We start from the raw sequence: 25,274 nt of genomic DNA, 5'->3' as shown, positions 1-25,274 counted from the left end.
CGTTCTGGTACATTTCGGGTATATCTAAAGTAACTTTTCCCGTGAGAAGATGATTGGCATCAATAGTTTGAGTTTTCCAGCCGGTGCTCTATCGGTCCGTGCGAGACTGGCGATGAATCCCTAGAGGGCTCAAACAGGTTGACCGGGGCTTTCTGCACACCGGGAAATGCAGAATGGAAATGGACAGAGCCAGGATGTCACAGGAACAGGTGCCGCGACGCTTGTCGCAAAGGTCACTGCAACAGTTGGGGCCTCAGCCCCGGCTCGGCCTGTTTCGGACTTTTGTGCTCCCAAACCTGGTTTTCTGGTTTGTAGTTTTCGCATGTGCCTGCTTTCCTTTGGTTTGCCTGGCGGCGGAAGCGCCAGCAAAGATTACCCGCGTAGAACAGGTGGTGGCGCTAACGGGCGAGCAAGCCGGCAAGAAGATTCCCGTGGAGTTGGAAGCGACTGTAACCTGGACGCCCCCGACCGGACACGACTTCTTTGCTCAGGACAACGGTTTCGGTGTGTATGTCCTGTTCAGTTCGGATATTGGTCTTCGGCCGGGCGACCGCGTAGCCATTACCGGCGTAACCGACAACAGCTTCCGGCCGGAGATTGAAAGCAGCCAGGTGCGGCTGATTTCGCATGGAAAGCTGCCTGCAGCGCAGCCGGCGAAATTTGAAGACCTCATTGAGGCCAAGTGGGACAGCCAGTACGTCCAGGTGAAGGGACGGGTGCTCGCGGCCACGACAGACGGCACGAAGCCGGGCGATGCTCTTCGCATTCGTCTAAGCATGGAAGGGGGTGCGATCGACGGCGTGATCGCACGTCCGGGCAGCCTGCGTGCGGAAGATCTTCTGGACGCCCAGGTCCGCCTGACGGGTGTGGCGGGGGGGGAGTTCGACGGTCGCGTGCAGATGTCGGGAATCCTGCTCAACATCAATTCCGCGGAAGATTTGGTTGTTTTAACTTCGCAAACCTCCGATCCGTGGGCGATTCCGGCTCTCCCGATGGAGAGCGTCATTTCCGCATACCGCAACAACAACCAGAGCCGGCGAGTGCGGATTATCGGTACGCTCACCTATTATGAGCCGGGCAGCCTGGCGGTGGTCGAGAATCACGGCGTCGGCACCCTGGTAAAAACACGTTCGCAACAGGCTCTGCAGACCGGTGCAGGTGTAGAGGCGATCGGCTTTCCTTCGGTCGACCAGGAAACCGTGCAGTTGGAGAACGGCCAGATTCGGGAATTCAAGCAGGCGAAACGGACGCAACCACGCACCATCTCCTGGGAAGACGCGTCGATGGGAGAGTATGCCTTCGATCTGGTCTCAATGGAGGGGGAAGTCGTGGCCGTCGTGCCTGACAGCCAGGCCGATATGATTGTCGTTAAATCGGAAGGTCATCTCTTTTCTGCGACGCTGCGGCAACGCTCTTCCAATGCGTCCAATGCCAACGGCGATCTGCCGTTGCCAACGGTGGGCAGCACAATTCGTGTGACGGGCGTCTGCTTTGTCGATACGGACAATCACTGGCATGACCGGCTGTGGTTTGAATTACGCATGCGGTCAATGGACGACATCGTCGTGGTGAACTCGCCGGGCTGGTGGACGGCGCGACGGTTGGGTTATCTGAGCACGGGTTTGAGCGTCGTGATTCTGCTGGCGATGATCTGGGCAGGCATTCTGGACCGGCGGGTGCGCCAGCAGAACGCCATCCTGGCGAAACAGAGCCAGGAGGATGCGATTCGCGAACGGCGGCTGGCGCGGCAGGAGTTGCAGCGGAGCCACATCCTGGAGCTGATCAGCAGCTCCGAGCCGTTGCAGGATGTGCTGCGGGAGATTGCTGCCATGGTTTCCTCCCGGCTTTATGGGGCTTCTTGCTGGTTTGAGCTCCAGGGGGAAGGCGACAGTAATGCCGAGCTGGAGCGGCCGAGCGGCCCCGGCGTTGTTTACAGGGAGTTGTTCGCCCCCGACGGCACCCGGCTGGGATTGCTGCTGGCTACGCCGTTGCTACGCACCTCACCGGACAAGGAGATCGCTTCCGCTCTGGGCGCTGGCGCCAGGCTGGCGGAGTTGGCTATCGATACCCGCCGTCTGTATACCGACCTGCGCCATCGCTCCGAATACGATCTGCTGACCGATATTCCCAACCGCTTCAGCATGGAGAAGCACCTGGATCGCCTGATGCAGGGTTCGCAGACGACGGTTTTCGGTCTTATCTACGTCGACCTGGACCGCTTCAAGCAGATCAACGACCAGTATGGCCATCGGATGGGCGACCTCTATCTACAGGCTGCGACCGGCAGAATGAAGTTCCAGCTGCGTAGCGGCGACATCCTTGCCCGCATTGGCGGGGACGAATTCATTGCGCTGGTGCCAGTCTTGCATGGCCGTGAGGATGCAGAGGAGATCGCGATGCGGATGGAACGGTGCTTCGACGAGCCGTTTGAGATCGAGGGCATCCGCTTCCTTGGGTCAGCCAGTGTTGGCCTGGCTGTCTATCCCGACGACGGCACCACGAAGGAAGACCTGCAGCGCTCCGCCGATGCCGCGATGTACGCGAACAAGGAAGGCAAGCGCCACCAGGAAAAGCTGGCCGAGGCAATGCAGCGGGCGTGGAGCGAAGATCTGCTCCACTAAGCCCGCTCCTCTTCAGACGCTCTTATTTCGCGTCCGGTTTTGCCTTGGCTTCCGGCTTCACTACCGGTGTAAGCGCTGGAGCCAGCGGATCGCCCCATATGTAGTGATTGAACCAGTTCTCGTTTTCCTCCATCACGGCGCGCTGCTGCTTGGGCTTGTTGATGGGGTGGCCGAAGCCGTCGTACACCACCATCTTGACCGGAACGCCATGATCTTCGAGCGCCTGGCGCAACTCGAAGGCGTTCGCGATGGGCACGCGCCGATCCGCGCCGCCGTGCTGAATCAGCGTGGGTGTTTTTGCCTTGGCGATGTAGGTGATCGGAGAGGTTTTCGCGTAGATTGCAGGATCATCTGACGGGGTGGCGTGCAGGTACTGCGGGGCAAACGGCGTGATGTCGGTGTTGTAGTAATACGTCGCCCAGTCCGAAATGCCGGCGCCGACCGACACTGCCTTGAAGCGGTCGCTCGACGTGGTGATGAAGGCTGAGATATAGCCACCTTCGCTCCAGCCCATCGAGCCGACGCGGTCCTTGTCCACGAAGCCCTGCGCGATGAGCGAGTCAACGCCGGAGATGACATCGGCGTAGTCGCCTACGCCGAGATTGCGCACGTTGAGCGAGCGAAACTTCTCGCCGTAGCCTGCTGAGCCGCGGTAGTTGGGGCGCAGGATCAGTGCACCTTTGGCGACGAAGCGCTCCATCGGGTAGTAGCGGTCGGGGGCGATGAGCGGCAAGTCGACACCGGTTGGTCCGCCGTGGATGACGACCAGCAGCGGGTACTTCTTCTTCGGATCAAAGTCGGCTGGCTTGTAGAGCACGCCTTCGACGGTTGTGCCGTCGCCCGATTTCCACTGGACCACTTCCCTCTTCGCGGTGTCGAAGCCGCTGAGTTGATCGGCAAGGTGCGTGATCTGGACGGGCGTAGCAGCGGGCAGAGCTGTCGCGTAAATCTCGGGAAACTGGTTCGTGCCTGCGCCACGATAGCTGATCTCTTTGAAGTCTTTCGAGAAGGAGAACTGCCCGGCGAATTCGCTGCCTGGCGTTGCAATCTGCTTCACGGACTTGGTGCCCGGATCGAGCAGGAAAAGTGCTGATTTCGTTTTCTGGAGCGCGGAGAAGTAGATGCCTTCGGGAGCCCATTTGAGAAGATCCGGGTCTTCATCGAAGCTGGCTGAGAGCACATTCGGTGTGCCGCCATCGGCTGGGACGACCGCAATGTGGCGGTTGGTGTAGTAGAAGAATTTGCTGCCGTTACTGGTGGTGTAAGCGATCTGCGAGCCATCGGGCGACCACTGCGGATCGCTGTCCGGGCTCTCGGTGGACACGATTTTCTTCACCGAGCTGTCCGCAACGGTGACGGTGTAAATATCCGAGGAAAAGTCGGAGATCAGGTCCGGATCGCGCTGCGCGTCAAAGGCGATGCGCTTGCCGTCGGGCGAGAAGACAAAACTGCCGACGGTGAAGGTGTCGCCTGCTGTCAGGAGCTTCGGCTCACCGATGGCGGCGGTGCGGCCAGCGGCGTCGGTCGTGGGTAGATCGACAAGCCAGAGATGCGTCATCGTGTAGTCCGCGTGGATGACGCGGTACTCACCGAAGCTCTCCGTCCGATCCTTGGAGGCCTTGGTCTCGGGAGCCTCGGCGGCGATGGCGATGTGCTTCGAATCCGGCGCCCATTCGAAGCCGCCTACGCCCTCTTCCATCTTGGTCAGCTGCTGCGCTTCGCCACCATCGGCGGGCATCCAGTACACCTGACGCTTGCCTCCGGGTGAGCCGGCCAGCTGGGCCGCGCGATCGGAGAGGAACGCGATCCATTGGCCATCCGGCGACCAGGCTGCCGCGTTGCTGGACTTTGCCGCCGCGGTAAGGCGATGGCGCGCACCGGTGGCTGTATCGGCGATCCATAGATCGGTTTCGAAAGCGTTGGCGTCCCAGTTGGTCCTCGTCTGTTCGTAGATGACATGCTTGCCGTCGGGCGAGATACGCGGGTTGGAAACGCTCTGCATCTCGAGCGACTGATCGATCGTTGGCGTGCGGGTCTGCGCGATAGCGGACTGGAGAAAAACAATGCAGATAGCGAGAGGAAATGAGAGCTTGAGGGCGGTGCGGAGCAAGGGCATTCTCCTTGAGCGGTGGTGAGCGCAGTATACCTGCGCTCACCTGCCCTGCCCTTGCCTTCTACTTGCTGACGCGGATCATGACCACGCTGTGCGGAGCGACGTTGGCCTTGTAGCCATCGGCGGTTGCGCCTTTGTCAGCGTGGGCCCAGAGGTCGCGCACTTTATGCTTGCCCTTCCAGTTGATCTGGCTCCAGTCGATGTGCGCTTCGCCTGCCGTAGTGCCGCGATTGAAGAAGCCCACGGCATAGTCGCCGTTGGCCAGCGGCTTGGTCCAGACGACCAGATCGCCTGTTGCTGAGAGCTGCGTACCGCCTGCGCCGAGCGCATCCTGATCGATGGCGATCACTTCCTTGTTGAGCAGGATGTCGCGAATCTCCGGAGTCATCGTGCGAATGTCATTCCCGGCGATCAGCGGCGAGGCAATCAGCGCCCAGAGGCTGAAGTGCATGCGGTACTCTTCGGTCGTCATGCCACCGTTGCCGATCTCGAGCATGTCAGGATCGTTCCAGTGGCCGGGGCCGGCGTACTTCGCTAGCTCAGTCTGCGCGAAGCCGATCTTGTCCATCGAGTCATAGCGGTCGCGGATATCGCCGGTGGTACGCCAGAGGTTCGCGCCGACCTGCGTTCCCCACGTCTGCACCTCGGACCGGCCGTACTGGCAGAGCGAGTAGACGATGGGTGCGCCGGTTGCCTTGAGCGCGTCGCCCATGCGCTGGTAGACGGCGTGCATGTCCGGGTCTTTCCAGACACGGGAGGCGCTGCACCAGTCGTACTTCAGGTAGTCGATGCCCCAGGACGCATACATCTTCGCGTCTTCCGTCTCGTGCCCGTAGCTGCCGGTGAAGCCGGCGCATGTCAGGGGTCCGGGTGAGGAGTAAATGCCCAGCTTGAGACCCTTGGAGTGCACGTAATCCGCGAGCGCCTTCATATCCGAGAAGTTGGGGTTGGGATGCAGGATACCGTTGGCGTCGCGCTTATCTTCCCAGCCGTCGTCGATGTTGATGTAGACATAGCCGGCGTCTTTCATGCCGGTTGACACCATGGCGTCGGCCATCTCGCGCACGGTCTTGTCATCGATCTTGGTGCGGAACTTGTTCCAGCTGTTCCAGCCCATGGGTGGAGTCTTGGCAAGGCCGTTGGCTGGAACCTGATGGATCGCGGGCACCTCGACTTTGGGCAGGCTTGCGTAGTCCACCGGCGCCGCACGATACGACGGGAACGGAGTTCCGCGATGCGCGATGACCGGCCCCTTCTGCGCACCCTGCATGGGAGACGGAGTTCCCGGCGGCGGACCACCCGCCGCGGGCGGTGGCGGAAGCGGCATCGCGGGATTGATCTCGAGCGTGTCACCAACGATCTTGCCGGTGGCTTCGCGATTCTGAATGCTGCCGTAGCGGTCGATTGCGACGGTGAAATGGAATTCGTTGCCGGTGAGTTGGCCATCGATGATCGGAGGGTCCCCGAAGGGTAGGCCTTCGCTGCCAGTGATCTTGCCATTGACCGACTTGAGCCGGAAGACGAGTTCTGTGTCGCCGTAGGGGCCCATCCAGTGGGCGATCCATGTGCCGGTGAGTCCGGCGTCGTTGGGTGCTTCGGGGCTAGTTTGCGAATAAGCGGTTGACGCAACGGCGAGCATGAACAGTGCGATCCAGCGTAGCGAGCGATTGGTTGTCATAGGGCCTCGAGCGGCTTGCGTTCCGCGCAGCCATTGTAAGTCAGGGACTCTGCCTCATTCGCCGCGTTCGAGACAAACTTGAAAATCAGCAGTTGCCTAAGGCTTTTTCGCAGATGCTTTCTTGGCCGGCTTAGCTTTCTTTACCGAAGCAGCCTTCTTTGTCGGGGCTTTCCTGGCAGCCGCTGCCTTCTTCGCAGGCGCAGCCTTTTTTGCGCTTTTCTTCCTTACGGGCGCTGCCGCGGGCGGAGCGTCTTCCGGAGTGTCGCCGGGCGGCAATGCGTCGAAGCGATGGTTCTTGTAGGGGTCGAACCGGTAAGGATTCACGGCAATCGCAGCGGGCTTCGGTTTTGTCATGGCGGCAGCATACTCTTCGTACGAATTGCTGAGAAGCGTTTTCTAACAGCAATCTGCGGGCAAAACAAAAGCCGCGACCCTGGTTGGGATCGCGGCTTGATGTTTGAGACTTGTCGAAATGCTTAGAGCTCTTTGACGCCTTCGACGAAGGCGCGCAGCTTGCGGCTGCGGCTGGGGTGACGCAGCTTGCGCAGCGCCTTGGCTTCGATCTGGCGGATACGCTCGCGGGTGACCTGGAAGCTCTGCCCGACTTCTTCGAGCGTGTGCTCGGAGCCGTCTTCGAGGCCGAAGCGCATCTTGATCACGCGCTCTTCACGCGGGGTCAGGGTGCGCAGGACCTGCGAGGTGTACTCCTTTAGGTTCACGCTGATCACGGCCTCAGAGGGCGAGACAGCCTGACGATCTTCAATGAAGTCGCCAAGATGCGAATCTTCCTCTTCGCCGATCGGGGTTTCGAGCGAGATCGGTTCCTGCGCGATCTTGAGTACCTTGCGGACCTTGGCGACGGGAATGTCCATGCGGCGGGCAATCTCTTCGCTCGAAGGTTCGCGGCCAAGCTCCTGCACCAGTTGACGCGAGGTGCGGATGAGCTTGTTGATGGTCTCGATCATGTGCACCGGGATGCGGATCGTACGGGCCTGATCCGCGATGGCGCGGGTAATGGCCTGACGAATCCACCACGTTGCGTAGGTCGAGAACTTGTAGCCGCGGCGATACTCGAACTTGTCCACCGCCTTCATCAGGCCGATGTTGCCTTCCTGAATCAGGTCGAGGAACTGAAGTCCGCGGTTGGTGTACTTCTTGGCGATCGACACGACGAGACGAAGGTTGGCTTCAATGAGCTCGCGCTTCGCCTTCTCGGCGTCCATGTCGCCCTGGATCATTTCGCGCTGCGTGCGGCGCAGCTCAACAACCGTAACGCCGGCTTCCGACTCAACCTTTTCGAGGTCGATACGGCAGTTCTTCTGCTGGCGCCGGTATTCCTTCTTCAGGTCCTCAGACTTCGAAGCATCGTGCTTCTGGTCGAGAGACTTGATCTGCCGCTCGAGCGAACGCATGATCTCGACGGTCTTGTTGACCTTGTCGAGCAGGCGCTTCTTTTCCTGGCCGGTGTACTTCAGTTCACGAACGATGCGCGAGATCAAGACCATTTCGCGGGCGATAAGCCAACGGGTCTTGCGCGCTTCGCGAGCCTTGGTCTTGGCTGCGAGGGTTTCGAGCTTCTCGTTGAGCAGCAAGATTTTCTTCTGGTGCTTTACGAGCGCGTCAATGCGGCCGGCCGTGGCGCGAACGCGGGCCTGCACTACATCTTCGGTGAGCTCTTCTTCATCGAACGTGACCACTTCCTTCACGTTGCGGACGCCGCGCTTCAGGTCCTCTCCGAGGGCCACGATTTCGCGTATCACCACGGGCGAACGGGAAAGCGACTTGAGCACGCGAAGCTGCCCGCGCTCAATGCGCTTGGCGATTTCGACTTCGCCTTCGCGGGTGAGCAGCGGCACGGTGCCCATCTCGCGGAGGTACATGCGGACGGGGTCGTTGGTCTTTTCAAGGGTACCCGGGGTCAGGTCCAGCTCAACGTCTTCGCCGTCTTCCTGGTCGAAGTCCTTATCGCCGAACTTGGGCCCGTCGAGCAGATCAATGCCCTGAGTACCAATGGTGGTAATCAGGTCGTCCAGATCGTCGGCATTATGCATATCGTCGGGCAACATGTCGTTCACGTCGCCGTAGGTCAGATAGCCTTTATCCTTGCCGGTGTCGATCAGGCTGGAAATATCGTCTTCAAATTTGTCGTCAATAGCCAAGGCGCTCACATCTCCTGCGCGAAAATTCTGGACCGCTTCTGGGAGCAGGCGCACTGCGATGAACGGTTCCGGTGCCAAAGTGGGCGCTGAAAAATAATTCAGCACGCCCGGCAAACCGATGCCGTACAGGCAAAAGCGACCCACAACATCGGGAAGCGATGTCCGGTTGAGTTGCTCGGATCAGGATATTCAGCGCAAGTGGCCTATTTTGGCCTGCCCGCGAGCCGTGGCTCATGTGTGGGGCAATGGGGCGCACATCCTTCAGAGAATACAAGAATACCACAGCGAACCTCCCGGATTAACAGCAGAACCCCTGACAAAGTCAAGTATTTTCGCCTTGCAGTCGGGGCGGGGCCGTATTCCTGCGGTCTCGCTCTGTGTATATAGATGCTATAACTCGGAAATTAGTTCCAAATCGCCATCTTTGGTCAAGAAGTCGCCAGCACGCAATCAGATCGGCATGGATTTCAGCAATTTCCGCATATTCCGCTTTCCGTGCGCGATTCCGATAACTCGGACCGGGCTGGGCTCCGGTATGTATAAGACGAGGTAGTTAGGGTACGCGGGAATAGGCCAGAATCGAATCGGACGTTTGGTGATGCCTTTACGAACCGATCCCATCATAGGATTCGTACCGAGCAGATGACACGCGCTGTAGATCGCTTCCTCAACCTGGTTCGCAGCATCCACATTGTCCATCGAGATGTAGTGCCAGATTCTGTCAATATCATTCGCCGCTCTGGGAGTTAACCGGTATGGATGCGACATAATTCATGCTGTCTTTCGATTTTGGCGACGTTCCTGCAGCATTTGTCTGACCTGGTCCGGATCCAGCAATTCGCCTCGCTCAGCCTGTGCATACCCTTCTTCAATCTGAGTTGCGATTTCTTCGCGATTCTCAATCAACCAATCGTCCATGTCGTGCTGCGCCTGGATAATTGCAAACGCCTGATCCAGCACTTCCTCCAGCGTTCTGCCTGACAGGATCTCCTGTTCGAGAATTTTCTGGTGCTCAGGTTTGAGTTCCAGGATCATGTGTCAACCTCCAGTCGGATGCTGGTAAAAGTATATGCAGTTTTCTCTCATCACTACTGGTGCAAGCTGCGGATTTCGCGATCTACGGCTAGTTTGCGCTGGGAGAGAGCGGCCACTTCGGCGAAGTCTCCGCGTCGCTCGGCTTCCGCGATCTGCGCACGCAGGGCACGCTGCTCGTTTTCGAGACGGCGCAAGTGGAGACCGTGCAGGGCGCCCTCAACCGCCACTTCATCGGGCGGATGATTTTCCTGCAGCAGCACCTGGGCGACGAGGGCGCGCTGGCCGGGATCTTGGACCGCCACCATCGGGTCCGGAGCGGGTTGCGCAGCCAGGGCCAGCAGGGCTTGAAATGCCGAAAGATGCTCAAACCACTCCGGATGCTCCAGAATCGGGCCGCTGGCGGTGTGCCAGCAGGCCTCGTTCGTGGCCAGCGCGCGGAGCAGGATGCGCTCGACTTCGGTCACCGTTGGCGTGCGGGATTCGACACGGGCGTCGAGATGATCCTGGCGCTTGAGCGCAGCCTGGCGTAGTTCATCCTGCAACACAGCGGAGTCGATGCCCAGCTTCTGCGCTGCGTCGTGGGCAAACTGGCCACGCTCCAGCGTCTGCGGAATGCGCCGGATGTGGGGAAGCAGGTAGTTCATCGCCTTGATCTTGGATTCGGGATTGGCTCCGGGAAACTGCTGGCGGGCGCGCTCGATCAGATAATCCGACTGGCGGCGGGCTCCCTTGATGGCCGCGACATAAGCTTCTACGCCGCGCTCGCGGATGAAGCGGTCCGGGTCGAGGCCGCCATCGAGGGTGATGACCTTGATCGAAAATCCCTCCTCGGTCAGAAGGCCGATCGACTTCTCGGCGGCATTGGCTCCGGCGGCATCGGGGTCGAAGTTGACGATGACGTTGGTCGTCTGGCGGCGCAGCAGGGCCACCTGGTGCTCGGTGAAGGCTGTGCCGCTGGTGGCGATCACGTTCAGGATGCCGCGCATGTAGACCGAGATACAGTCCATCTGGCCCTCGACGAGCAAGGCCCACTCGGCGGCGCGCATCTGGGCTTTGGCCTTGTCGAGATTGAAGAGGACCTGACCCTTCGAGTAAAGCGGCGTTTCGGGGGAGTTGATGTACTTCGGTCCCGCTTTGTCGCCTGTCTCTAAAGCGCGGGCAGTAAAGGCAATAACTCGTCCTGACTCATTCGCGATCGGGAAGGTGACGCGCTTGCGGAAGCGGTCGTAAAGGCGCCCCTGAACGACGTTGCCGCCCTGGTCTTCCGTATCTTTCGAACTGAAAAGACCGGATGCTCGCAGAGTCTCACCGTCAGCCATCGGCGCGAGCTTGTCGCGCAGGCCGTTGAAGTTGTCCGGCGCGTACCCGATGCGGAATGTCTTGATTGCCTCCGCCGTGACGCCGCGCCCGGCGAGGTATTCGCGGGCCAAGGCACCCTCCGGCGACCGGAGCTGTTCTTCGAACCACGTTGCTGCGGCCTCGTGCAGGTCCAGCAGCTTACGCCGCATTCCGGCTTCGGCGGCCTCTTCTGGCGAGTTGTACTCGCGCTTGGGCAGCGGAATGCCGCACTTTTGCGCCACGATACGGACCGATTCCGGGAAGCTGGCGTTCTCTATCTTGCTGACGAAGCTGAAGATATCCCCGGACTGGCCGCAGCCGAAGCAGTGGAAGAACTGCCGGCCGGCATGTACGGAAAACGACGGCGACTTCTCTTTATGGAAAGGACAGAGGCCGGAGTAGTTTTGCGCTCCCGCCTTGCGCAGACGGATGTAGCCGCCGATCACCTTGACGATGTCGGCCTGCTGTTTCACGGTTTGGGCGAAGTCGGACATGAATTCTGGAGGAGCGGGCGCTGTCTTCAGGATACCGCCTGTACCACTGGCTGGAACGCCTCTTGCGGTGGGAAACGAGGTGTTAAATCGGCCAAAGTGATCATCCGAAATGCCCTGATGTGATGGGAAAACATGAGTCTCTGCGGGCGAATCGAGCGATAAAGTGAAGGTGGCAGGATGCACCTTCCGGCGATGAGAACGACTGGAAGCAGGTCGTTAACGTCATAACAATTTCGCCGTCTCAGGTTGACACAGGACGCTTACTCGAAGAGCCTTAAGTTATTACGTTGTTATCAGGTCTGAAAGCTGCGAACGTCTCCAGACTGTTTCAGGCAGGCGAATTACCACCGGAGCAGCCAGACCAATCCATCATCGGCCCCCAATCCTCCCATCCTGGGCGGCCCCAATTCATAGGAGTACATCTGTATGCCATGCAAGCCTGTTAAAGCTAGGCTTTTTGCCTTTGCTCTCGCAGCAATTCTGTGTTGGGTTACGATCCTGCCAGTGACAGCCCAGACATCTGGATCCGGCAACATTACCGGAACTGTAACCGATTCAACGGGTTCCGTCGTGTCGAACGCGGCCATCGTGATCACCGACGTCGATACCGGCGTTTCCCGCACGCTCACCACCAACGACTCCGGCGAATACACCGCCACCTTCCTGCAGCCGGGCCACTACGAAGTGACGCTGGGCGGCAACTCCTTCGGCAAAGTCTCCCGCACGAACCTTGTCCTGACAGTCGGCCAGGTGCTGACGGTGGACGCCGTTCTGCCCGCTGCCTCGGTTTCGACCTCGGTGGAAGTTTCGGGCGAGTCTCCTCTGCTCGACACGGAAAAGACCGAAGTCTCGCAGACCGTGGACCAGCAGCTGATCTCTAACCTGCCAGTGAACGGGCGTAACTGGAGCGACTTTGTCCTCCTCACGCCAAACGTGGTGCAGGACGGCGGTTCCGGCCTGGTCAGCTTCCACGGAATCAGCGGCCTCTACAACCAGAACTATGTGGACGGCGCGAACAACAACGAAATGCTGTTCTCGGAAGCCCGCGGACGCGCTTCCGGCGCTCCTTATATCTACTCACTGGACTCGATCAAGGAATTCCAGGCGGAAACGTCAAACTACTCCGTCGAATTCGGCCAGGCGGCAGGCGGTCAGGTGAACGCCATCACCCGCTCCGGAACAAACGCAATCCACGGCGATCTCTTTTATTATCTGCGCTATCCGGACCTGAACGCGCTGGACCCGTACAACAAGTACCAGGGTCTGCATGGCGGAAATCCCTTCCTGCTGACGCAGCCGATCCACCAGCAGCAGCAATTTGGCGGCTCAGTAGGCGGACCGATCATCAAGGACCGGCTCTTCTACTTCTTCACGTATGATGGCTTCCGTCGCGTTGGCCGCGTGCTCTACGCAAACACCAACACGCTCTCGCTGACCCCTCAGACGGATTCGAATGGCTCCGGCACAATCATCACTCCGACGCAGTGCCCGGCGACGATCACCGCAGCCCAGTGCACCTCCGCCATTACCTTCCTGATCGACAACTCTGGCGGGGCAGGTTCGCCGCCTTCGCGCTTCAGCAAGGAAAACATCTTCTTTCCGCGCCTCGACTGGCATATCAACAGCCGGAACGACGCGTTTGTGAATTACAACTTCGCGAACTTCGACTCGACCAACGGTTACTCGGGCGCGCCGACCTTCACCAACAGCTCGCCCTCGACCAACGGGCCGACCAGCTACCACGAGCGCTTCCTCGTCGGCGGCCTGACGACCCAGTTGGGCAACACGACCGTGAATCAGGTCCATTGGCAGTATGGACGCGATCTGGAGACGGCGGGCGCCAATGCGGCTGGCCCGAGCATCGGTATCGGTTCGCTGCTGACATACGGCATGCCAAACGCGCTGCCGCGTATTGCTGAGCCGGACGAACACCGCACCCAGCTTACGGATGTGGTTTCGATGATCCATGGCCGCCACACGATCAAGTTCGGCGGCGACGTCAACCTCGTTCACGAAATCATGATCAACCTCTTCCAGGGCGGCGGTATCTACAACTACAGCGGCTCGACGGCAGTCGCGAACTTCCAGAACTGGGCTGCTGACTCGTTCCAGGGCCAGCCAGGGGACACCGATCCTTTTGCCGGATACCACTACACCAGCTTTGTGCAGACGGTAGACCAGATCAACAAGGGCAACCGCGCCGGCGCCGACGACTTCTGGATGAAGATGTTCGACGGCTTTGCCGAGGACTCGTGGAAGATTCGTAGCAACCTCACCATCACCGCGGGTGTTCGCTATGACGTGCAGCTGACGCCTAACCCGACGAAGAACAACACCAACTACGGCGACCTCTCCACCTACTACAGCAGCACGATCAAGAACGTGACCGATCGCGTGCAGCCTCGTGTGGGCTTTGCGTGGCAGCCGTATGCAGGTACTGTGGTTCGTGGCGGCTATGGCCTCTTTTCCGGCCTGAACCAGGGCAGCACGTACTACGCGATGCGCGTGGAGAACGGCGTTGTCCAGGTGAACTACAACTACACCGGTTGCGGAAGCAGCTGCAACGCGTCCAACTCGGCGGCTGCAGGACTGATCTATCCTAATGTGCCATTCAAGCCGACTGGCCCTTCACTCGACAACTCGCTCTATCCGAACGGCGGCGCTCCGCCGACCGTCGAAGGTACGGCCAAGGTCGGTGTGCAGAGCTTCCACGGGCTGGACCCGCAGTTTGTTCCACCGCTGGCGCATGAAGCTGACCTGAGCGTGGAGCAGCAGTTGCCCGGCAAGCTGACGCTTTCGGTGGGTTACGTGGGATCGCGCGGGCTTCGCCTGCCGGTCTTCCTGGATGCCAACCTGGTGGGCCAGACGCCGCACGGGCTGCGCTCGTACGACGTGCTGGACAAGAGCGGCAAGGTCACCCAGCAGTTGACCGTACCGGTGTACCTGCGGTCGGACCGCATTAACTCCTCGCTGCAGAGCTACAACACGGGCTTCAGCGTGGCGAACTCCTGGTATAACTCGCTGGCAGTGACGGTGCGCCGTCCGTTCGCCAACGGCCTAGAGATCCTGGCGAACTACACGTGGTCTCGCGCCACGGATACGGACCAGGTTGCAGGTGCTTTTGGTACCTTCTACGGCGGCAACCCTGTGCTGGACCCGAACAATGTGCGCGGTGAGAATGGGCTTTCCGATCTCGATGTGCGCAACCGCTTTGTGGGCAGCTTTGTGTACCAGCCACACGTTTTCGAAGGCAACAAGTGGATGAAGCTGACGCTGGATGGGTTCAAGTTCTCGGGAACCGATACAGCTTCCGCGGGTCAGCCAATTACGGCTTCGATGAGTGGCACGGTTTACAACGGCGGTTCGTCGAGCTTTGGCGCGGCGGGCAACATTTACGGTGGCGCGATGAGCTCAGGCTCCGGCGCGGCGACCACTGGCCGTCCCCCGCAGATCGGGCGTAACTCGTTGATCGGACCGGGGTTCAACGACTTCGACTTCCGCGTGACGCGGGAGATTCCGATCCACGATGCGATGCACATGGAGATCGTTGGCGAGGCATTCAACCTGCTGAACCATGAGATCATCACCGGTGTGAACTCGACCTATTCGACGTACATTGGCGCTGGAGCCACCACGGGCGGCATCAAGTGCGAAACCACTGTTTCGACGGAAGCTCCGCTGCAGGGCTGCATCATTCCCTACACGGGCAAGGGAACGGCGGCGTTCGGGAACAAGTCGAGCACCAACAACGTGTTGTATGGGCCGAGGCAGCTGCAGGTTTCGGCTAAATTTTTCTTCTAACTTGCTTTAGGAAATGCGAACGGCCCCTGCCAGGGTTCTGGCGGGGCCGTTTTTTTTGGCACATTCTTTCGCAGGGGAAGAACTTACGAATGGAGGGGGAGGGTATTTATTTTCCTCTGCCAACGAAAGGCGAGAAGCAGATTCCCTTCGGGAATGACAACTAAAGAGCATGTGCTGCTGAGCTGTTTCTTATGATGCGCTTTTCGGTAGAAAATACTCACAATCTGCTGGCAGATTTTTTCAGACGTTCTGCTGAAGGCTCAGGGTGTTGCCGAAGGGGTCGGTGAACCAGGCGATCTGAGTGCCGCCGGGGGCGGTCCAGATGGCGAGCGGGTGGTCGGCGTTGAGGCCGGGGTAGCGGGTGAAGTTGACGCCCGCGTTGGTGAGCTGCTGGACGGTGGCAGCGATGTCGGGGACGGTCCAGCCGAGGATGGTGAAGGGCTGGGGCTTGAAGTCTCCCGCGAACGTGGCGCGGAGCGTGGTGCCGGTGGAGGCGCCGATCGCTGAACCTGGGAGGTCGTCATTGCCGGAGCGGCTGATGCCTTCTCCACCGGTGCCGGATTCGCCTTGTAGATTTTCGCGCAAGTCGCCGGAGATCTCGCTAGGGATATGGAGCCGGAAGACGAGGGCGAAGGGCGACTGGTCTTCGACAAAGGTGAGGCCGAGCTGGTCGCGGTAGAAGGTGAGCGCTTTGGCTTTTCCCGTCTCGGTGTCGCTGATGGGGACGAAGGCTACGGGTTGGGCGGTCGCGAGTTTTTCTAAGGTGCTCATTCTTATTCTCCCAAATCTATAGGATGCAGTTCTGACTGCTGACCGCATTGATTTTCTTCCGTGAATTGACGCGGTTCAATCCCCTATCTTTGCATCAGGGGTCGATGATGCCTGACTGGTTTCGAAATACTAGTTGGTCGCCTGAGATTGAGGCGCAGTTTCTTGCAAGGCTGAAACGCAGCCGCAGCCAAAGGCCGCAATATCTAAAGATTCAGGCATGGACATTGAGGTCGACTGAGCCGCGGGTTGCTTTGCGGCTGATCGAGCTGTATTTCGAATCTGGAGATGAATCCTTCATGGCAGACGCATTGAACGTGCAGGCGGAAGCATATGTGGCGTTGGGATTAATTGATGAAGCCATCGATTCTTACCGGCGTTCACTTCAATGGGAGGAGACGCATCGTGGTTCTACCACGAGGGCGCGCTTCAATCTGCCGCTTTTGATCGCTACCTATGGCAGGCGGGAGCTTTACGACTTTGCTATCGAAACATTGGAGGCCCGTAGTTTGAACATGGTTTTCCCGGTTGAGGTCTTCATGTATTCAAGTGCATTGGCAATCGTGTATTCGGAGCTTGGGAATTCCGAACTGGCGTTGCGTCATGCGGAGCATGCACTGAAGATGGCTGACATCAAAAAGTCTCCACTATCGCGGCATCCCGATCTGGGACTTGTTAAGGGCGAGTATGAACCAGTCGTTGAGCGGATAAGGGCTTTGGTGGACAATGAGGGCGCAAACAAAACGAAGAGCGACGGTTTTGTGGACAAAGTGCGGCGAGCGTTGCGCTTGCATTGATGCCACGCAAAGACTTATGGGCTCATCGTTCGACGAGAACCGGCCGTTACCGCTTGTCTTGGAAGTTCAAGTAGCCCCACTTTTCCGGGACGTGCATGTTGATTACGCCTTGGGGGGACCAGACCCAGTTGGCTTCGTGTTCGCCGGGTTGCTGGTGGCCCTGGAGCCATTCGACGCGGCTGAAGTTGAAGCGCCATTGGTCGCCGGCCTTGGGGTGCGCTACGGGCAGGCGGCTGGTGTAGGCGGCGAAGGGGATGGCGATTTCTACGGTCCAGCCGTGGTCTTTGTCGGACGCGTTGTTGAGGGTGCCTTTGAGGGCTACTGCGGTTTTGAGGCCGGGGATGTTCCAGCTGTCGTCGGCTTTGCCGCCCTGGTTGTAGGGGCGGTTGAGGTAGAGGTCCCAGCTGGTGTTGCGGGCGTTGATCTCGAACTCGAAATAGCCGGGGGCCGGCATTTTCTGGCCTGCGGGGCCTTCTACGGTGGCTGGGGGTTTCACGAAGAATTCGAAGTCGTTGTCTTTGAAGATGACGGAGTCGTGTTCGGTGAGTTTGGCCTGGAGGTTGGGTTCTTCCAGCTCGGCGGCGATGTAGAGGTACTGGTCGTCCCAGAGCAGCTTGGCGCGGGTGCGGTAGCGGGGCTTGGGATTGGCAGGATTGGCTGCGCCTTCGATGTCGATAAAGTCTTCGGTCCAGGGGGCGGTGCGCCAGGCTGGGTCGTCCAGTTTGCCGTCGATCTTGATGGGCTTGGGGGTGTGGAGGCAGTTGTAGGTGAGGGGTGTTTCAGGGGTGGGTTGGGCTTGGGAGAGGCTCAATAGGCTGAGGGCGAATAGGGCTGCCAGGGGCTTTGCGGCGGATAGGTACATGGGCGGTATTGTTGCATACGCGGACTGGCAACAGCAGATTCCCTTCGGGAATGACTGCAAGAAAGGCAAGGGCAACGACGGGCTGGGATTTGTGATTCCCACCCTAGCGACAAAAACAAAGGCGTCGCGAGGGTGGGGCACCCGCATTTGTTCTCGCGCCAGTGAAGACAGGCTTGCTTTTGCGGCTGGCTGCCTGCTGTTCGTTGCTATCTGCTTGCTGCTATCTGCGGCCGTAGCCGCCTCGGTCGCCGCCTCTGCCTCGGCCACGATCACCTCGGTCGCCTCTGCCGCCGCGGTCTCCACCTCTACCGCCTCGGTCGCCGTAGCCGGTGCGGACTGGCATTTGGGGGATGGGGGCTGGGAGGTCGGTGCGGCCTTTGGGGTAAACGACTAGGTAGCGCTCCTGGCCTTCGCCGAGGGATTGGGTCTCTACGTCTTCGATGGAGCGGAAGGCGAGGTGGAGCATACGGCGTTCGCGGGAGTTGGTGGGGGGGAAGCTGTAGGGGGTGCCGGTCTCGCGGACGCGCTCGGCGGCGGTTTCGGCGGAGAGCTGGATCTCCTGCTGGCGGAGGGCCTTGAAGTTGAGGGCGTCGAAGCTGACGAGGTCGTGTTCGCGGACGTCGAGGCGGAGGATCTGGATAGCGAGGTGCTCGAGGGAGCGGAGGAGTTCGCCGCCGCGCTGAGTAAGCAGGGGTGCGTCGAGGCCGTTGAGCTCGACGTTGAGGACTTCGGCGCCTACGTGTTCGCTGTCTGCAGGGACGGGGCTGGCGCTGATGCGGTACTTCAGCTTGAGGCCGCCGAGCTTGACGATCGAGTTGAGGAGAGTGGCGACTTTCTGCGCGGCCTGCTGAATGTTATCGATTGGCATGACGACTTAGTATTGCAAATTACCGGGGCAGGTGGGAATTGCTGGGCGGCCAAAAGCGATTTTCCGCGGTGGATCTCAATTCGATGCCGCAGGGGCTGAAGCCCCTTTTTCTGTTCGCTCGGATAGTGCCGGGGATAAATCCCCGGCCTACCCTACTGGCCCAGTGAGCAGGATACAGCTAGCGCTTGGCGCGGATGGGTGCGGGCTGGAGAGTGTTGTTATCGCGGAAGTGGCGGACGGTGGCTTCGGCTCCGAAGGCGAGGGCGAGGACCAGGCCGGTCGAGACCACGTCGCGTCCGTAGAAAGGCAGGCCGGCGATGTAGGCGGTGATGAGGCCGCCGAGATTGCTGGCGTACATGCTGCCGGGGCGGCTGAGGATCTGCCAGGCGGCAAAGTTGGAGATGAGGAAGAAGGAGGTGGGGCCGAGCAGGCCGGTGGCGATGAAGCGGACGGCTGAGGTGCGCGCGGAGAGCAGGATGTGGCCGAGAGCGATGGCGGCGGCGTACCAGGCCCAGGTGGAGAGGTAGTTCACTACGTTGAACTCGGAGCTGTAGACCTGGGTGGTGAGGTAGTAGTCGACCGCGGCGAAGGCGGCGACGGGGAGGAGCATCTCGCGCCAGTTGCGGCGGGCACCGAAGTAGAGCAGGGCGCCACCGACGGCGGTGAATCCGTACCAGCCGGAGTGGGGAATGACGCGGCTCAGGAGAGCGGCTAGCAGGAGCAGGTATGCGGGCATTGGTACCTCGGGTGCTGGATGGACCAGTGATCTTTCAGCGATGGATTGACAAGACGATACGGGAATCGACAGAAGTCTATGACCATTCTGGGGATTGAATGGGCTGGGGTCAACCGGGAATTGTTGATCGAGTCAATAAACGCGGTGATGCGGGTGAAATTTCGCGTGTAACGCTCCATCAGCGGAGTAGTTTCGCGATTTCGGTCATTTCGAAGTGGATGCCCTTCTCCGGGTGGGAAAAGGTGGTGCTGTCGGCGAGGCGACCCTGGTGGAAGCGCTGCCAGACCGGGAACGCACCGGCAGCGGGTGGGTCGATGAGCCAGATCTGGGGGATGCCCATTTGCTCGTAGAGGTCGAGTTTGCGCATGATTTCGCGGATCTTGTTTTCCGGGCTCAGGACTTCGAAGACGGCGACGGGAGGGAGGGTAGCGATCTTCTCTCGCGGATTTGCGGCGTCGAGGATGGTAACGTCGGGGACGAGAAAGTTCTCGCGCCTGACTTGCACGCGCAGTTCAGGACGGATACGGATGTTCCATTCGTCTTCATGCTGGTGAAACCAGTAGCAAATAGCGCCTAGCCAGGAGGAGTGGTCGTCTTCGCCCACGGGTCGCTCCATAATTTCGCCATCGATGTATTCGGCGTCTGGCTGATAGTCGGAGCGGAGGTAGACTTCGACGGGAACCTGGGTTGTCGCGGCCATGGCGCTCTCCTATGGGTCTTGATTCTACGCCTACTTTTGTTCTCTGCCTCCGATGAACTGGCCGGCTTCTTCCTTGCTGCCGTTGGGGCCATCGACGATGTAGACCCAGCCAGCCAAGCCTGTGGTTGGCAGGGTGGCGGCTAGCGGGCGGCTGGAGCCGGTGCCCATGCTGGTGTCGAGATAGGCGTAGGCGAAGCGGAGGTCGCTGAACTCGATCGTGGTCCAGTTGCGGTTGGCGGGGAAGTCTGGCGGGGGCTGTTTAGGGGCGGCTTGCGGGCCGATGTCTCGGACGACTGGCCACTGGGACCAGTCGAGGTAGACCTGGCCGAGGCGCGACTGGCGGGCGGCGATGATGGCTGGGGTCCAGGCTGGTTTGAGGAGGACGTTGTTGCGGGGGTCGGATTCGACTTGATTGGTGCGAGTGTCGACTTCGGCGGTTTGCCAGGTGGTGCCGGTTTCGAGCAGGGCGTGCCAGCGGAAGGGGCTGAACGGATAGGGTTCGAGGGCGGTGCGGCTGGCTGGGGTGGCTGTGACCTGAGCCTGGGCTACTAGATTGGAGGCTTTGGCGTGCTGTGACCAGCGGAGGCCCCAGACGGCGACCATTCCTATCAGGGCGAAGATGGCCCAGCCGCGGCCTCGGAACTGCTGGCGGTGGGCGCCTACTTCGCGGTCGGTGAGGCCGAGGAGGGCGGGAACGATTATGGCGAGGAGGAGGAGTGCCCAGAGGACGGGGTCGGCTATGAAGACGAGGTCGCCGGAGTACCAGCGGGTGTTGAAGGGGAAGAAGGGACGGACACCGTAGTTGTTGGTCCAGTCGAGCAGGATGTGGCTTAGCGCGGCGATGAAGGCGGAGAAATAGACCCAGAGCCAGCGGATGGGTTGGGGATCGCGGATGGGTTTGCGGCGGGAGCTGATCGCCTTATCAACGCACCAGACGAAGCCGGTGATGACCAGCGCGACGACGGGGACGGCGACGAAGGTATGGGTGATGCCGCGATGGTGGGCGAAGCTGACGACGGGCCCGGCGACGCCCCAGAAGACATCCATGTCAGGGGCTTCGGCGGCGAGGGTGGCGGCCAGTGTGGCGTAGGCGGTGCGGCGGTTGAGGCCGGCGCGTCCGATGCAGGCTCCGGTGAGGAAGTGGGTTACTGGCTCCATGGTGGCCATTCTAGCGGGATTGTGGAGGGTTCGTTGCCTGATAACGGCCAGTGTTCACAGGAAGACTTGCTGTACCCCGCTCTGGGGTGGGGTCAGGAACGCTGCGGATAGATTCCGCGTAGTATCACTGGGATTGTTTTTGGTTGGCAATTCTGTCAGGATCTGTACTTACTTCCATGCGTAAATCGAAAGAAGTTCCACTTACTTTGCTGGCTGCTGCCGCGATGGTTTCGATCGGCTGCCATAACGGTCCGCGCCATTGCGTGGATGCGCAAAATCACCTTATGCCGGACTCCTATTGTGAGGTCTCTCACGGTGGCGGCTACTTCTATGTGTATGGCGGTTCGAGTGGCGGGCATATCGGTGATTCTGTCGTCGGAGCCAGCAGGTCGAGCGTGAGCTTTGGCGGGTTTGGGCACGGCGGCGGCGAAGGCGGCGAGTGATGCGAAGGCGCACGATTACGCCACGAGCCGACTGGCAGCGGAAGGTAGAGCGCGTTGGGCTGACGTACCACTCGCTCGACGATGGCAGCCCTTATTGGGATGAGTCTGCATACTGGGAGTTTTCCGCGGCAGAGATTGACCGGCTGGAGGCGGCTACGGCGGAGATTCAGCGATTGGCGCTGGCTGCTGGTGGAGTGATTCTGGAGCGCGACTGGCTGGGCCGGATGGGCATTCCGGCGAAGGCTGCGGCGCTCATTCGCGAGACGTGGCAGAGCGAGCCTCCGGCGCTATATGGACGGCTTGATCTGGCCTTTGACGGGCCGCAGATCAAGCTGCTCGAATACAACGCGGATACGCCTACTTGTCTTGTGGAAGCGGCGGTGGCGCAGTGGTATTGGCTGGAGGAGTGTTTCCCCAAGGCGGACCAGTTCAATTCTCTGCATGAGAAGTTAGTGGCTAAGTGGAAGGATCTGCTGCCGTATGTTTCTCAGCCGGTCTACTTCGCCCATGATGGGGCGGAGGAAGATGGGATGACCATTGCCTATCTGCAGGACACGGCGCATCAGGCGGGATTGAAGACCTCCGGGCTGGCGATGCGGCAGGTGGGATGGGACAGCGCCGGTGAGCGGTTTGTCGATGGGCGGCGGGATGAGTTGCGGACGATCTTCAAGCTGTACCCGTGGGAGTGGATGCTGGGGGATGCGTTTGGGGATCATGCGCTGGCGACGATGAATGCTGCTTCGCAGAAGCCGGTGGCGGGCAAGGTCCAGTGGATTGAGCCCATCTGGAAGATGATGTGGTCGAACAAGGCGGTGCTGGCGATTCTCTGGGAGCTGTTTCCGGATCATGAGCTGTTGCTGCCTGCTTATCTCGATGGACCGCGCAAGATGCAGAACTATGTGCGTAAGCCGCTGGTGGGACGTGAGGGCGCGGGGGTGCAGGTGTTTCGTAACTGGGCTGAAGAGGGCGGTGCGGCGAAGGCCAATGCTCTCGATGCCAAGGCGGCTGGCGGAGGCTATGTTTACCAGGCGATGGCTTCTATGGCGCAGGCGGATGGGAAGACTGCGGTGTTGGGGAGTTGGCTGATCGATGGTGAGCCGGCGGGGATGGGGATTCGGGAGTCGGATGGATTGATTACGAATAACTTGAGCCGGTTTGTGCCGCATTTGTTTCGGTGATGGCCGGCCGGAACAGCAGATTCCCTTCGGGAATGACAACCAGAAAAGCAAAGGCAGGTGCAACGACAGGCTGGCATTTGCTACTCCCACCTTAATCGCAAGTGCGCGATGAAGGTGGGCCACCCGGCGTTCGGTTGTACTGCCTGCTTGCTTATAGAAGCTCTGGCTATTCTTCGATGATTGCCAAGTCCCAGGGCTTCAGGGTTATGGATTGGTTGGGGTTGACTGCTGTGCTAGTTAGCAGGTCTTTCCCTGCGGCGTAGGGGTAGTTGAAGGTCTGAGTGTCGCTGGAGTAGTTGAGGTAGTAGTGGAGTTTTTTGCCTTCGCGGTTGGTGCCGTGTTTTACGTGGACTGGGGCTGGGAGATGCTGGTCGGCGCTGGCCAGGCCTGCGCTCTTGATTTCATCGGCGATGAGTTTGGCTTGCAGGGTGTCGGAGAGTTCTGTGCCTTCGTAGGTGAGCTGGCCTGAGCCGAAGTGGTTGCGGGTGATGGCTGGCCATTTTCCGAAGAAGGGGTGGTCGTAGTATGCGAGGGCTTCGGCGTGTTCGAGCAGGAGGAACTCGGCCCAGGTGCTGACCTTGTTTTCTTCGCCTGCATGGAAGGGGTCACCTTTGAGGGCGAGCGGCTTTTCTAAGTTGGAGAACTCCTGGTAGCTGAAGCCTGCTGCTTCGCGGAGTGGGCCGGGGGCGCGGGTCCAGCGGACTGCAGAGTTTTCGTTGGCGAAGCCGGATTTGAAGCACATCAGGACATGGCCGCCATTTTTGACGTAGTCGCTGATGCGCTTCAGGAGGGCGTCATCGGCCACATAGAGCGGCGGAATGACGAGCAGCTTGTATTGCGAGAAGTCGCCGCTGTTGGGGAAGACGAAGTCTACTCCGATGTTCTGGTTGTAAAGGCTGCGATGGAGCTGGCCGAGGACGGTGGTGTAGGCGTCGCCGGGGACGCCGGGGGTCCAGCCATTGCCGTATTTGCGGTCATAGGGCATGAAGACGATGCCGTTGTCGGAATCGACGCTGTAGAGGATGGCGACCTGATTCTTGATCTTGAGGTCGACGAGCTGGGGGCCGATTTTCTGGAGTTCGTGAGCGGTTTTGGAGACTTCGGCGTAGACGCGGTTGGGTTCGAGATCGTGGCTCAGGATGCCTTTCCAGTAGGTCTCCTGCCCGGCGTGGATGGAGTGCCAGTGCCAGTACTCGACCATGTTGGCGCCGCTCGAGAGATAGGTATAGACGTCGAGGCGGACCTGGCCGTCGTAGGGCGGGAACTGTCCAGCTGAATCCCAGCCGAGGGTCTGGGCGTTGGTTTCGGTGATGAGGAAGTTGTCGCGCTTGAGCGAGCGGGCCCAGTCGCTTTCCTGCGCCTGCCAGGCGCCGTCCATGTGGTCCTGAGTGCCGTGGTAGGTGTTGTTGGCGACGATGTCGAGAGCTTTGGCGACGGCCAGCTCGTCCTTGTCTTTCTTCATGGAGCCGCCGTAGTCGTGGGTGACGAACTGGTCTGGGCCGCGGAACTGACGAACGAGACCGGCCTGCCAGGTGAGGAAGTCTGCGACCCGCATCTGCTGCCAGCGGGACCATTCGAGCTTGTAGCTGGTGCTGGTGGCGTGGTCGGGGCGGGGCATGTTTTCCCAGCCGTTGACGTCCTGGCCCCAGTAGTTAAGGAACCAGGCTTTGTTCATGGCATCGGTGGTGACGAATTTCTTCTTGAGGTGCTCGACGAAGCCGTTGAAGACGTCGTCGTTGTAGGCGCCGTAGGAGGTGGTTTCGTTGTCGATCTGCCAGCCGATGACGGTGGGGTTGTTGCGGTAGTGGGCGACCATCTTCTCGATGACGCGTGCGGAGTACTTGCGGAAGATGGCGTTGTCGGTGTCCATGTTCTGGCGGATGCCGTAGGTGACTTCGCCGCCGACGAGGGGCGCGCCCTGCGGGCGGACGAGGATTTCGGGGTGGGCATTGGCCATCCAGGTGGGGATGGAGTAGGTCGGGGTGCCCATGATGACCTTGATGCCGGCCTTGCTCATGGCATCGACGACGGTGTCCATCCATGCGTATTCGAAGTGGCCGTCGGAGGGCTCCCAGAGCGCCCAGCTTGATTCGCCCATGCGGACGACGGAGATGCCGGCGTCTTTCATCATCTGGACGTCTTTTGCGAGGCGTTTGGCGCGTAGGGCTGGCTGGCCGTCGCCTTCGTCGGGCATGTATTCGTTGTAATAGGCGGCGCCGTAGAGGATGGTGGGGAGCGGCTTGGAGGTGTTCTGGGCGTGGGCGAAGGGCGCGGCGACGAAGGCCGAGAGGAGGCCGATGGAGAACGTTTTCTGGAGGCGGCGGAAACGGGATTCGTGCATTGGCTTCACTTCCGTTGGGGGTTTCAAAAGACGGTTCATCCTACAGGATGGAAAAGGCGGCGCGCATCTCAAAACCGCGATGGCACAGAGGAACTAGATTACGGCGGTGCAATTGGAACCAGTTCTTTTTCGCGCGGCGGGGAGATAATTGAGAGTCCTGCGGGATGTGTGTGGCTTCCAATAG

19 protein-coding genes are annotated in these 25,274 nt (G+C 60.0%); 5 read left to right on the top strand and 14 right to left on the bottom strand.

Going from position 1 to position 25,274, the window contains the following annotated elements:
* Nucleotides 1-194 precede the first annotated feature (194 nt).
* Nucleotides 195-2,621 carry a diguanylate cyclase domain-containing protein gene (locus AC5S27_RS24940; protein WP_493932592.1) on the top strand — a complete coding sequence of 809 codons (2,427 nt, stop codon included), beginning with the start codon at nucleotides 195-197 and terminating at the stop codon, nucleotides 2,619-2,621.
* 22 nt (nucleotides 2,622-2,643) lie between these two features.
* On the opposite strand, the gene AC5S27_RS24935 is transcribed toward AC5S27_RS24940, so the two are convergent.
* The 7 genes from AC5S27_RS24935 to dnaG all read right to left on the bottom strand — a co-directional run bounded on the left by AC5S27_RS24935 (nucleotide 2,644) and on the right by dnaG (nucleotide 11,438).
* Nucleotides 2,644-4,731: an alpha/beta hydrolase family protein gene (locus tag AC5S27_RS24935; RefSeq protein ID WP_493932591.1), complete on the bottom strand. Its 2,088-nt coding sequence runs from the start codon at nucleotides 4,729-4,731 to the stop codon at nucleotides 2,644-2,646.
* Nucleotides 4,732-4,795: 64 nt separating this feature from the next.
* Nucleotides 4,796-6,412, bottom strand: a complete 1,617-nt coding sequence (locus AC5S27_RS24930) for a glycoside hydrolase family 27 protein (RefSeq protein WP_493932590.1) — start codon at nucleotides 6,410-6,412, stop codon at nucleotides 4,796-4,798.
* A gap of 96 nt (nucleotides 6,413-6,508) precedes the next feature.
* Nucleotides 6,509-6,766 carry a hypothetical protein gene (locus AC5S27_RS24925; RefSeq protein WP_493932589.1) on the bottom strand — a complete coding sequence of 86 codons (258 nt, stop codon included), beginning with the start codon at nucleotides 6,764-6,766 and terminating at the stop codon, nucleotides 6,509-6,511.
* 122 nt (nucleotides 6,767-6,888) lie between these two features.
* Nucleotides 6,889-8,571, bottom strand: a complete 1,683-nt coding sequence (gene rpoD, locus AC5S27_RS24920; RefSeq protein WP_493937248.1) for an RNA polymerase sigma factor RpoD — start codon at nucleotides 8,569-8,571, stop codon at nucleotides 6,889-6,891.
* 450 nt (nucleotides 8,572-9,021) lie between these two features.
* A complete protein-coding gene (locus AC5S27_RS24915; protein WP_493932588.1) occupies nucleotides 9,022-9,339 on the bottom strand; it encodes a type II toxin-antitoxin system RelE/ParE family toxin in 318 nt (105 codons plus the stop codon).
* Between the two features lie 3 nt (nucleotides 9,340-9,342).
* Nucleotides 9,343-9,606, bottom strand: coding sequence for a hypothetical protein (locus tag AC5S27_RS24910; RefSeq protein ID WP_493932587.1), 264 nt, complete (start codon nucleotides 9,604-9,606; stop codon nucleotides 9,343-9,345).
* A 53-nt stretch (nucleotides 9,607-9,659) separates the two neighbouring features.
* A complete protein-coding gene (dnaG, locus tag AC5S27_RS24905; RefSeq protein WP_493932586.1) occupies nucleotides 9,660-11,438 on the bottom strand; it encodes a DNA primase in 1,779 nt (592 codons plus the stop codon).
* A gap of 504 nt (nucleotides 11,439-11,942) precedes the next feature.
* Here dnaG and AC5S27_RS24900 point away from each other — a divergent pair.
* Complete coding sequence (locus tag AC5S27_RS24900) at nucleotides 11,943-15,239, top strand: TonB-dependent receptor (RefSeq protein WP_493932585.1); 3,297 nt, start codon at nucleotides 11,943-11,945, stop codon at nucleotides 15,237-15,239.
* Between the two features lie 240 nt (nucleotides 15,240-15,479).
* On the opposite strand, the gene AC5S27_RS24895 is transcribed toward AC5S27_RS24900, so the two are convergent.
* On the bottom strand, nucleotides 15,480-16,010 hold the full coding sequence (locus tag AC5S27_RS24895; protein WP_493932584.1) for a VOC family protein: 531 nt from the start codon (nucleotides 16,008-16,010) through the stop codon (nucleotides 15,480-15,482).
* Nucleotides 16,011-16,057: 47 nt separating this feature from the next.
* On the opposite strand from AC5S27_RS24895, the gene AC5S27_RS24890 reads away from it, so the two are divergent.
* Nucleotides 16,058-16,804 (top strand): hypothetical protein, encoded by a 747-nt coding sequence (locus AC5S27_RS24890; protein WP_493932583.1) that lies wholly within the window; start codon nucleotides 16,058-16,060, stop codon nucleotides 16,802-16,804.
* Between the two features lie 46 nt (nucleotides 16,805-16,850).
* On the opposite strand, the gene AC5S27_RS24885 is transcribed toward AC5S27_RS24890, so the two are convergent.
* The 5 genes from AC5S27_RS24885 to AC5S27_RS24865 form a co-directional block, all read right to left on the bottom strand.
* Nucleotides 16,851-17,666, bottom strand: coding sequence for a carbohydrate-binding family 9-like protein (locus AC5S27_RS24885; RefSeq protein ID WP_493932582.1), 816 nt, complete (start codon nucleotides 17,664-17,666; stop codon nucleotides 16,851-16,853).
* 220 nt (nucleotides 17,667-17,886) lie between these two features.
* Entirely contained in the window at nucleotides 17,887-18,534 is a 648-nt protein-coding gene (locus AC5S27_RS24880) for a Jag family protein (protein ID WP_493932581.1), read from the bottom strand.
* Between the two features lie 178 nt (nucleotides 18,535-18,712).
* Complete coding sequence (locus AC5S27_RS24875; RefSeq protein ID WP_493932580.1) at nucleotides 18,713-19,270, bottom strand: DUF6580 family putative transport protein; 558 nt, start codon at nucleotides 19,268-19,270, stop codon at nucleotides 18,713-18,715.
* Between the two features lie 178 nt (nucleotides 19,271-19,448).
* Complete coding sequence (locus tag AC5S27_RS24870; RefSeq protein WP_493932579.1) at nucleotides 19,449-19,970, bottom strand: Uma2 family endonuclease; 522 nt, start codon at nucleotides 19,968-19,970, stop codon at nucleotides 19,449-19,451.
* A 30-nt stretch (nucleotides 19,971-20,000) separates the two neighbouring features.
* A complete protein-coding gene (locus AC5S27_RS24865) occupies nucleotides 20,001-21,128 on the bottom strand; it encodes a metal-dependent hydrolase (protein ID WP_493932578.1) in 1,128 nt (375 codons plus the stop codon).
* A gap of 176 nt (nucleotides 21,129-21,304) precedes the next feature.
* On the opposite strand from AC5S27_RS24865, the gene AC5S27_RS24860 reads away from it, so the two are divergent.
* Complete coding sequence (locus AC5S27_RS24860) at nucleotides 21,305-21,571, top strand: hypothetical protein (RefSeq protein WP_493932577.1); 267 nt, start codon at nucleotides 21,305-21,307, stop codon at nucleotides 21,569-21,571.
* On the top strand, nucleotides 21,571-22,749 hold the full coding sequence (locus tag AC5S27_RS24855; RefSeq protein ID WP_493932576.1) for a glutathionylspermidine synthase family protein: 1,179 nt from the start codon (nucleotides 21,571-21,573) through the stop codon (nucleotides 22,747-22,749). Before AC5S27_RS24860 ends, AC5S27_RS24855 begins: the two co-directional genes overlap by 1 nt.
* Nucleotides 22,750-22,915: 166 nt before the next feature.
* Here the strand turns inward: AC5S27_RS24855 and AC5S27_RS24850 are convergent, their stop codons facing one another.
* Nucleotides 22,916-25,090: a beta-galactosidase gene (locus AC5S27_RS24850; protein WP_493932575.1), complete on the bottom strand. Its 2,175-nt coding sequence runs from the start codon at nucleotides 25,088-25,090 to the stop codon at nucleotides 22,916-22,918.
* Nucleotides 25,091-25,274: the final 184 nt, after the last annotated feature.

The organism is Acidicapsa borealis (assembly GCF_059115245.1).
This window is presented reverse-complemented; position numbering and strand designations above follow the sequence as displayed.

What these genes read in the sequence shown, in the direction of transcription:
- AC5S27_RS24910 (WP_493932587.1), bottom strand. Translation starts at nt 9,606, where the DNA reads ATGATCCTGGAACTCAAACCTGAGCACCAGAAAATTCTCGAACAGGAG.
- AC5S27_RS24860 (WP_493932577.1), top strand. Translation starts at nt 21,305, where the DNA reads ATGCGTAAATCGAAAGAAGTTCCACTTACTTTGCTGGCTGCTGCCGCG.
- AC5S27_RS24855 (WP_493932576.1), top strand. Translation starts at nt 21,571, where the DNA reads ATGCGAAGGCGCACGATTACGCCACGAGCCGACTGGCAGCGGAAGGTA.
- AC5S27_RS24940 (WP_493932592.1), top strand. Translation starts at nt 195, where the DNA reads ATGTCACAGGAACAGGTGCCGCGACGCTTGTCGCAAAGGTCACTGCAA.
- AC5S27_RS24875 (WP_493932580.1), bottom strand. Translation starts at nt 19,270, where the DNA reads ATGCCCGCATACCTGCTCCTGCTAGCCGCTCTCCTGAGCCGCGTCATT.
- AC5S27_RS24870 (WP_493932579.1), bottom strand. Translation starts at nt 19,970, where the DNA reads ATGGCCGCGACAACCCAGGTTCCCGTCGAAGTCTACCTCCGCTCCGAC.
- AC5S27_RS24885 (WP_493932582.1), bottom strand. Translation starts at nt 17,666, where the DNA reads ATGTACCTATCCGCCGCAAAGCCCCTGGCAGCCCTATTCGCCCTCAGC.
- AC5S27_RS24930 (WP_493932590.1), bottom strand. Translation starts at nt 6,412, where the DNA reads ATGACAACCAATCGCTCGCTACGCTGGATCGCACTGTTCATGCTCGCC.
- AC5S27_RS24915 (WP_493932588.1), bottom strand. Translation starts at nt 9,339, where the DNA reads ATGTCGCATCCATACCGGTTAACTCCCAGAGCGGCGAATGATATTGAC.
- AC5S27_RS24925 (WP_493932589.1), bottom strand. Translation starts at nt 6,766, where the DNA reads ATGACAAAACCGAAGCCCGCTGCGATTGCCGTGAATCCTTACCGGTTC.
- AC5S27_RS24850 (WP_493932575.1), bottom strand. Translation starts at nt 25,090, where the DNA reads ATGCACGAATCCCGTTTCCGCCGCCTCCAGAAAACGTTCTCCATCGGC.
- AC5S27_RS24865 (WP_493932578.1), bottom strand. Translation starts at nt 21,128, where the DNA reads ATGGAGCCAGTAACCCACTTCCTCACCGGAGCCTGCATCGGACGCGCC.
- AC5S27_RS24880 (WP_493932581.1), bottom strand. Translation starts at nt 18,534, where the DNA reads ATGCCAATCGATAACATTCAGCAGGCCGCGCAGAAAGTCGCCACTCTC.
- dnaG (WP_493932586.1), bottom strand. Translation starts at nt 11,438, where the DNA reads ATGTCCGACTTCGCCCAAACCGTGAAACAGCAGGCCGACATCGTCAAG.
- AC5S27_RS24895 (WP_493932584.1), bottom strand. Translation starts at nt 16,010, where the DNA reads ATGAGCACCTTAGAAAAACTCGCGACCGCCCAACCCGTAGCCTTCGTC.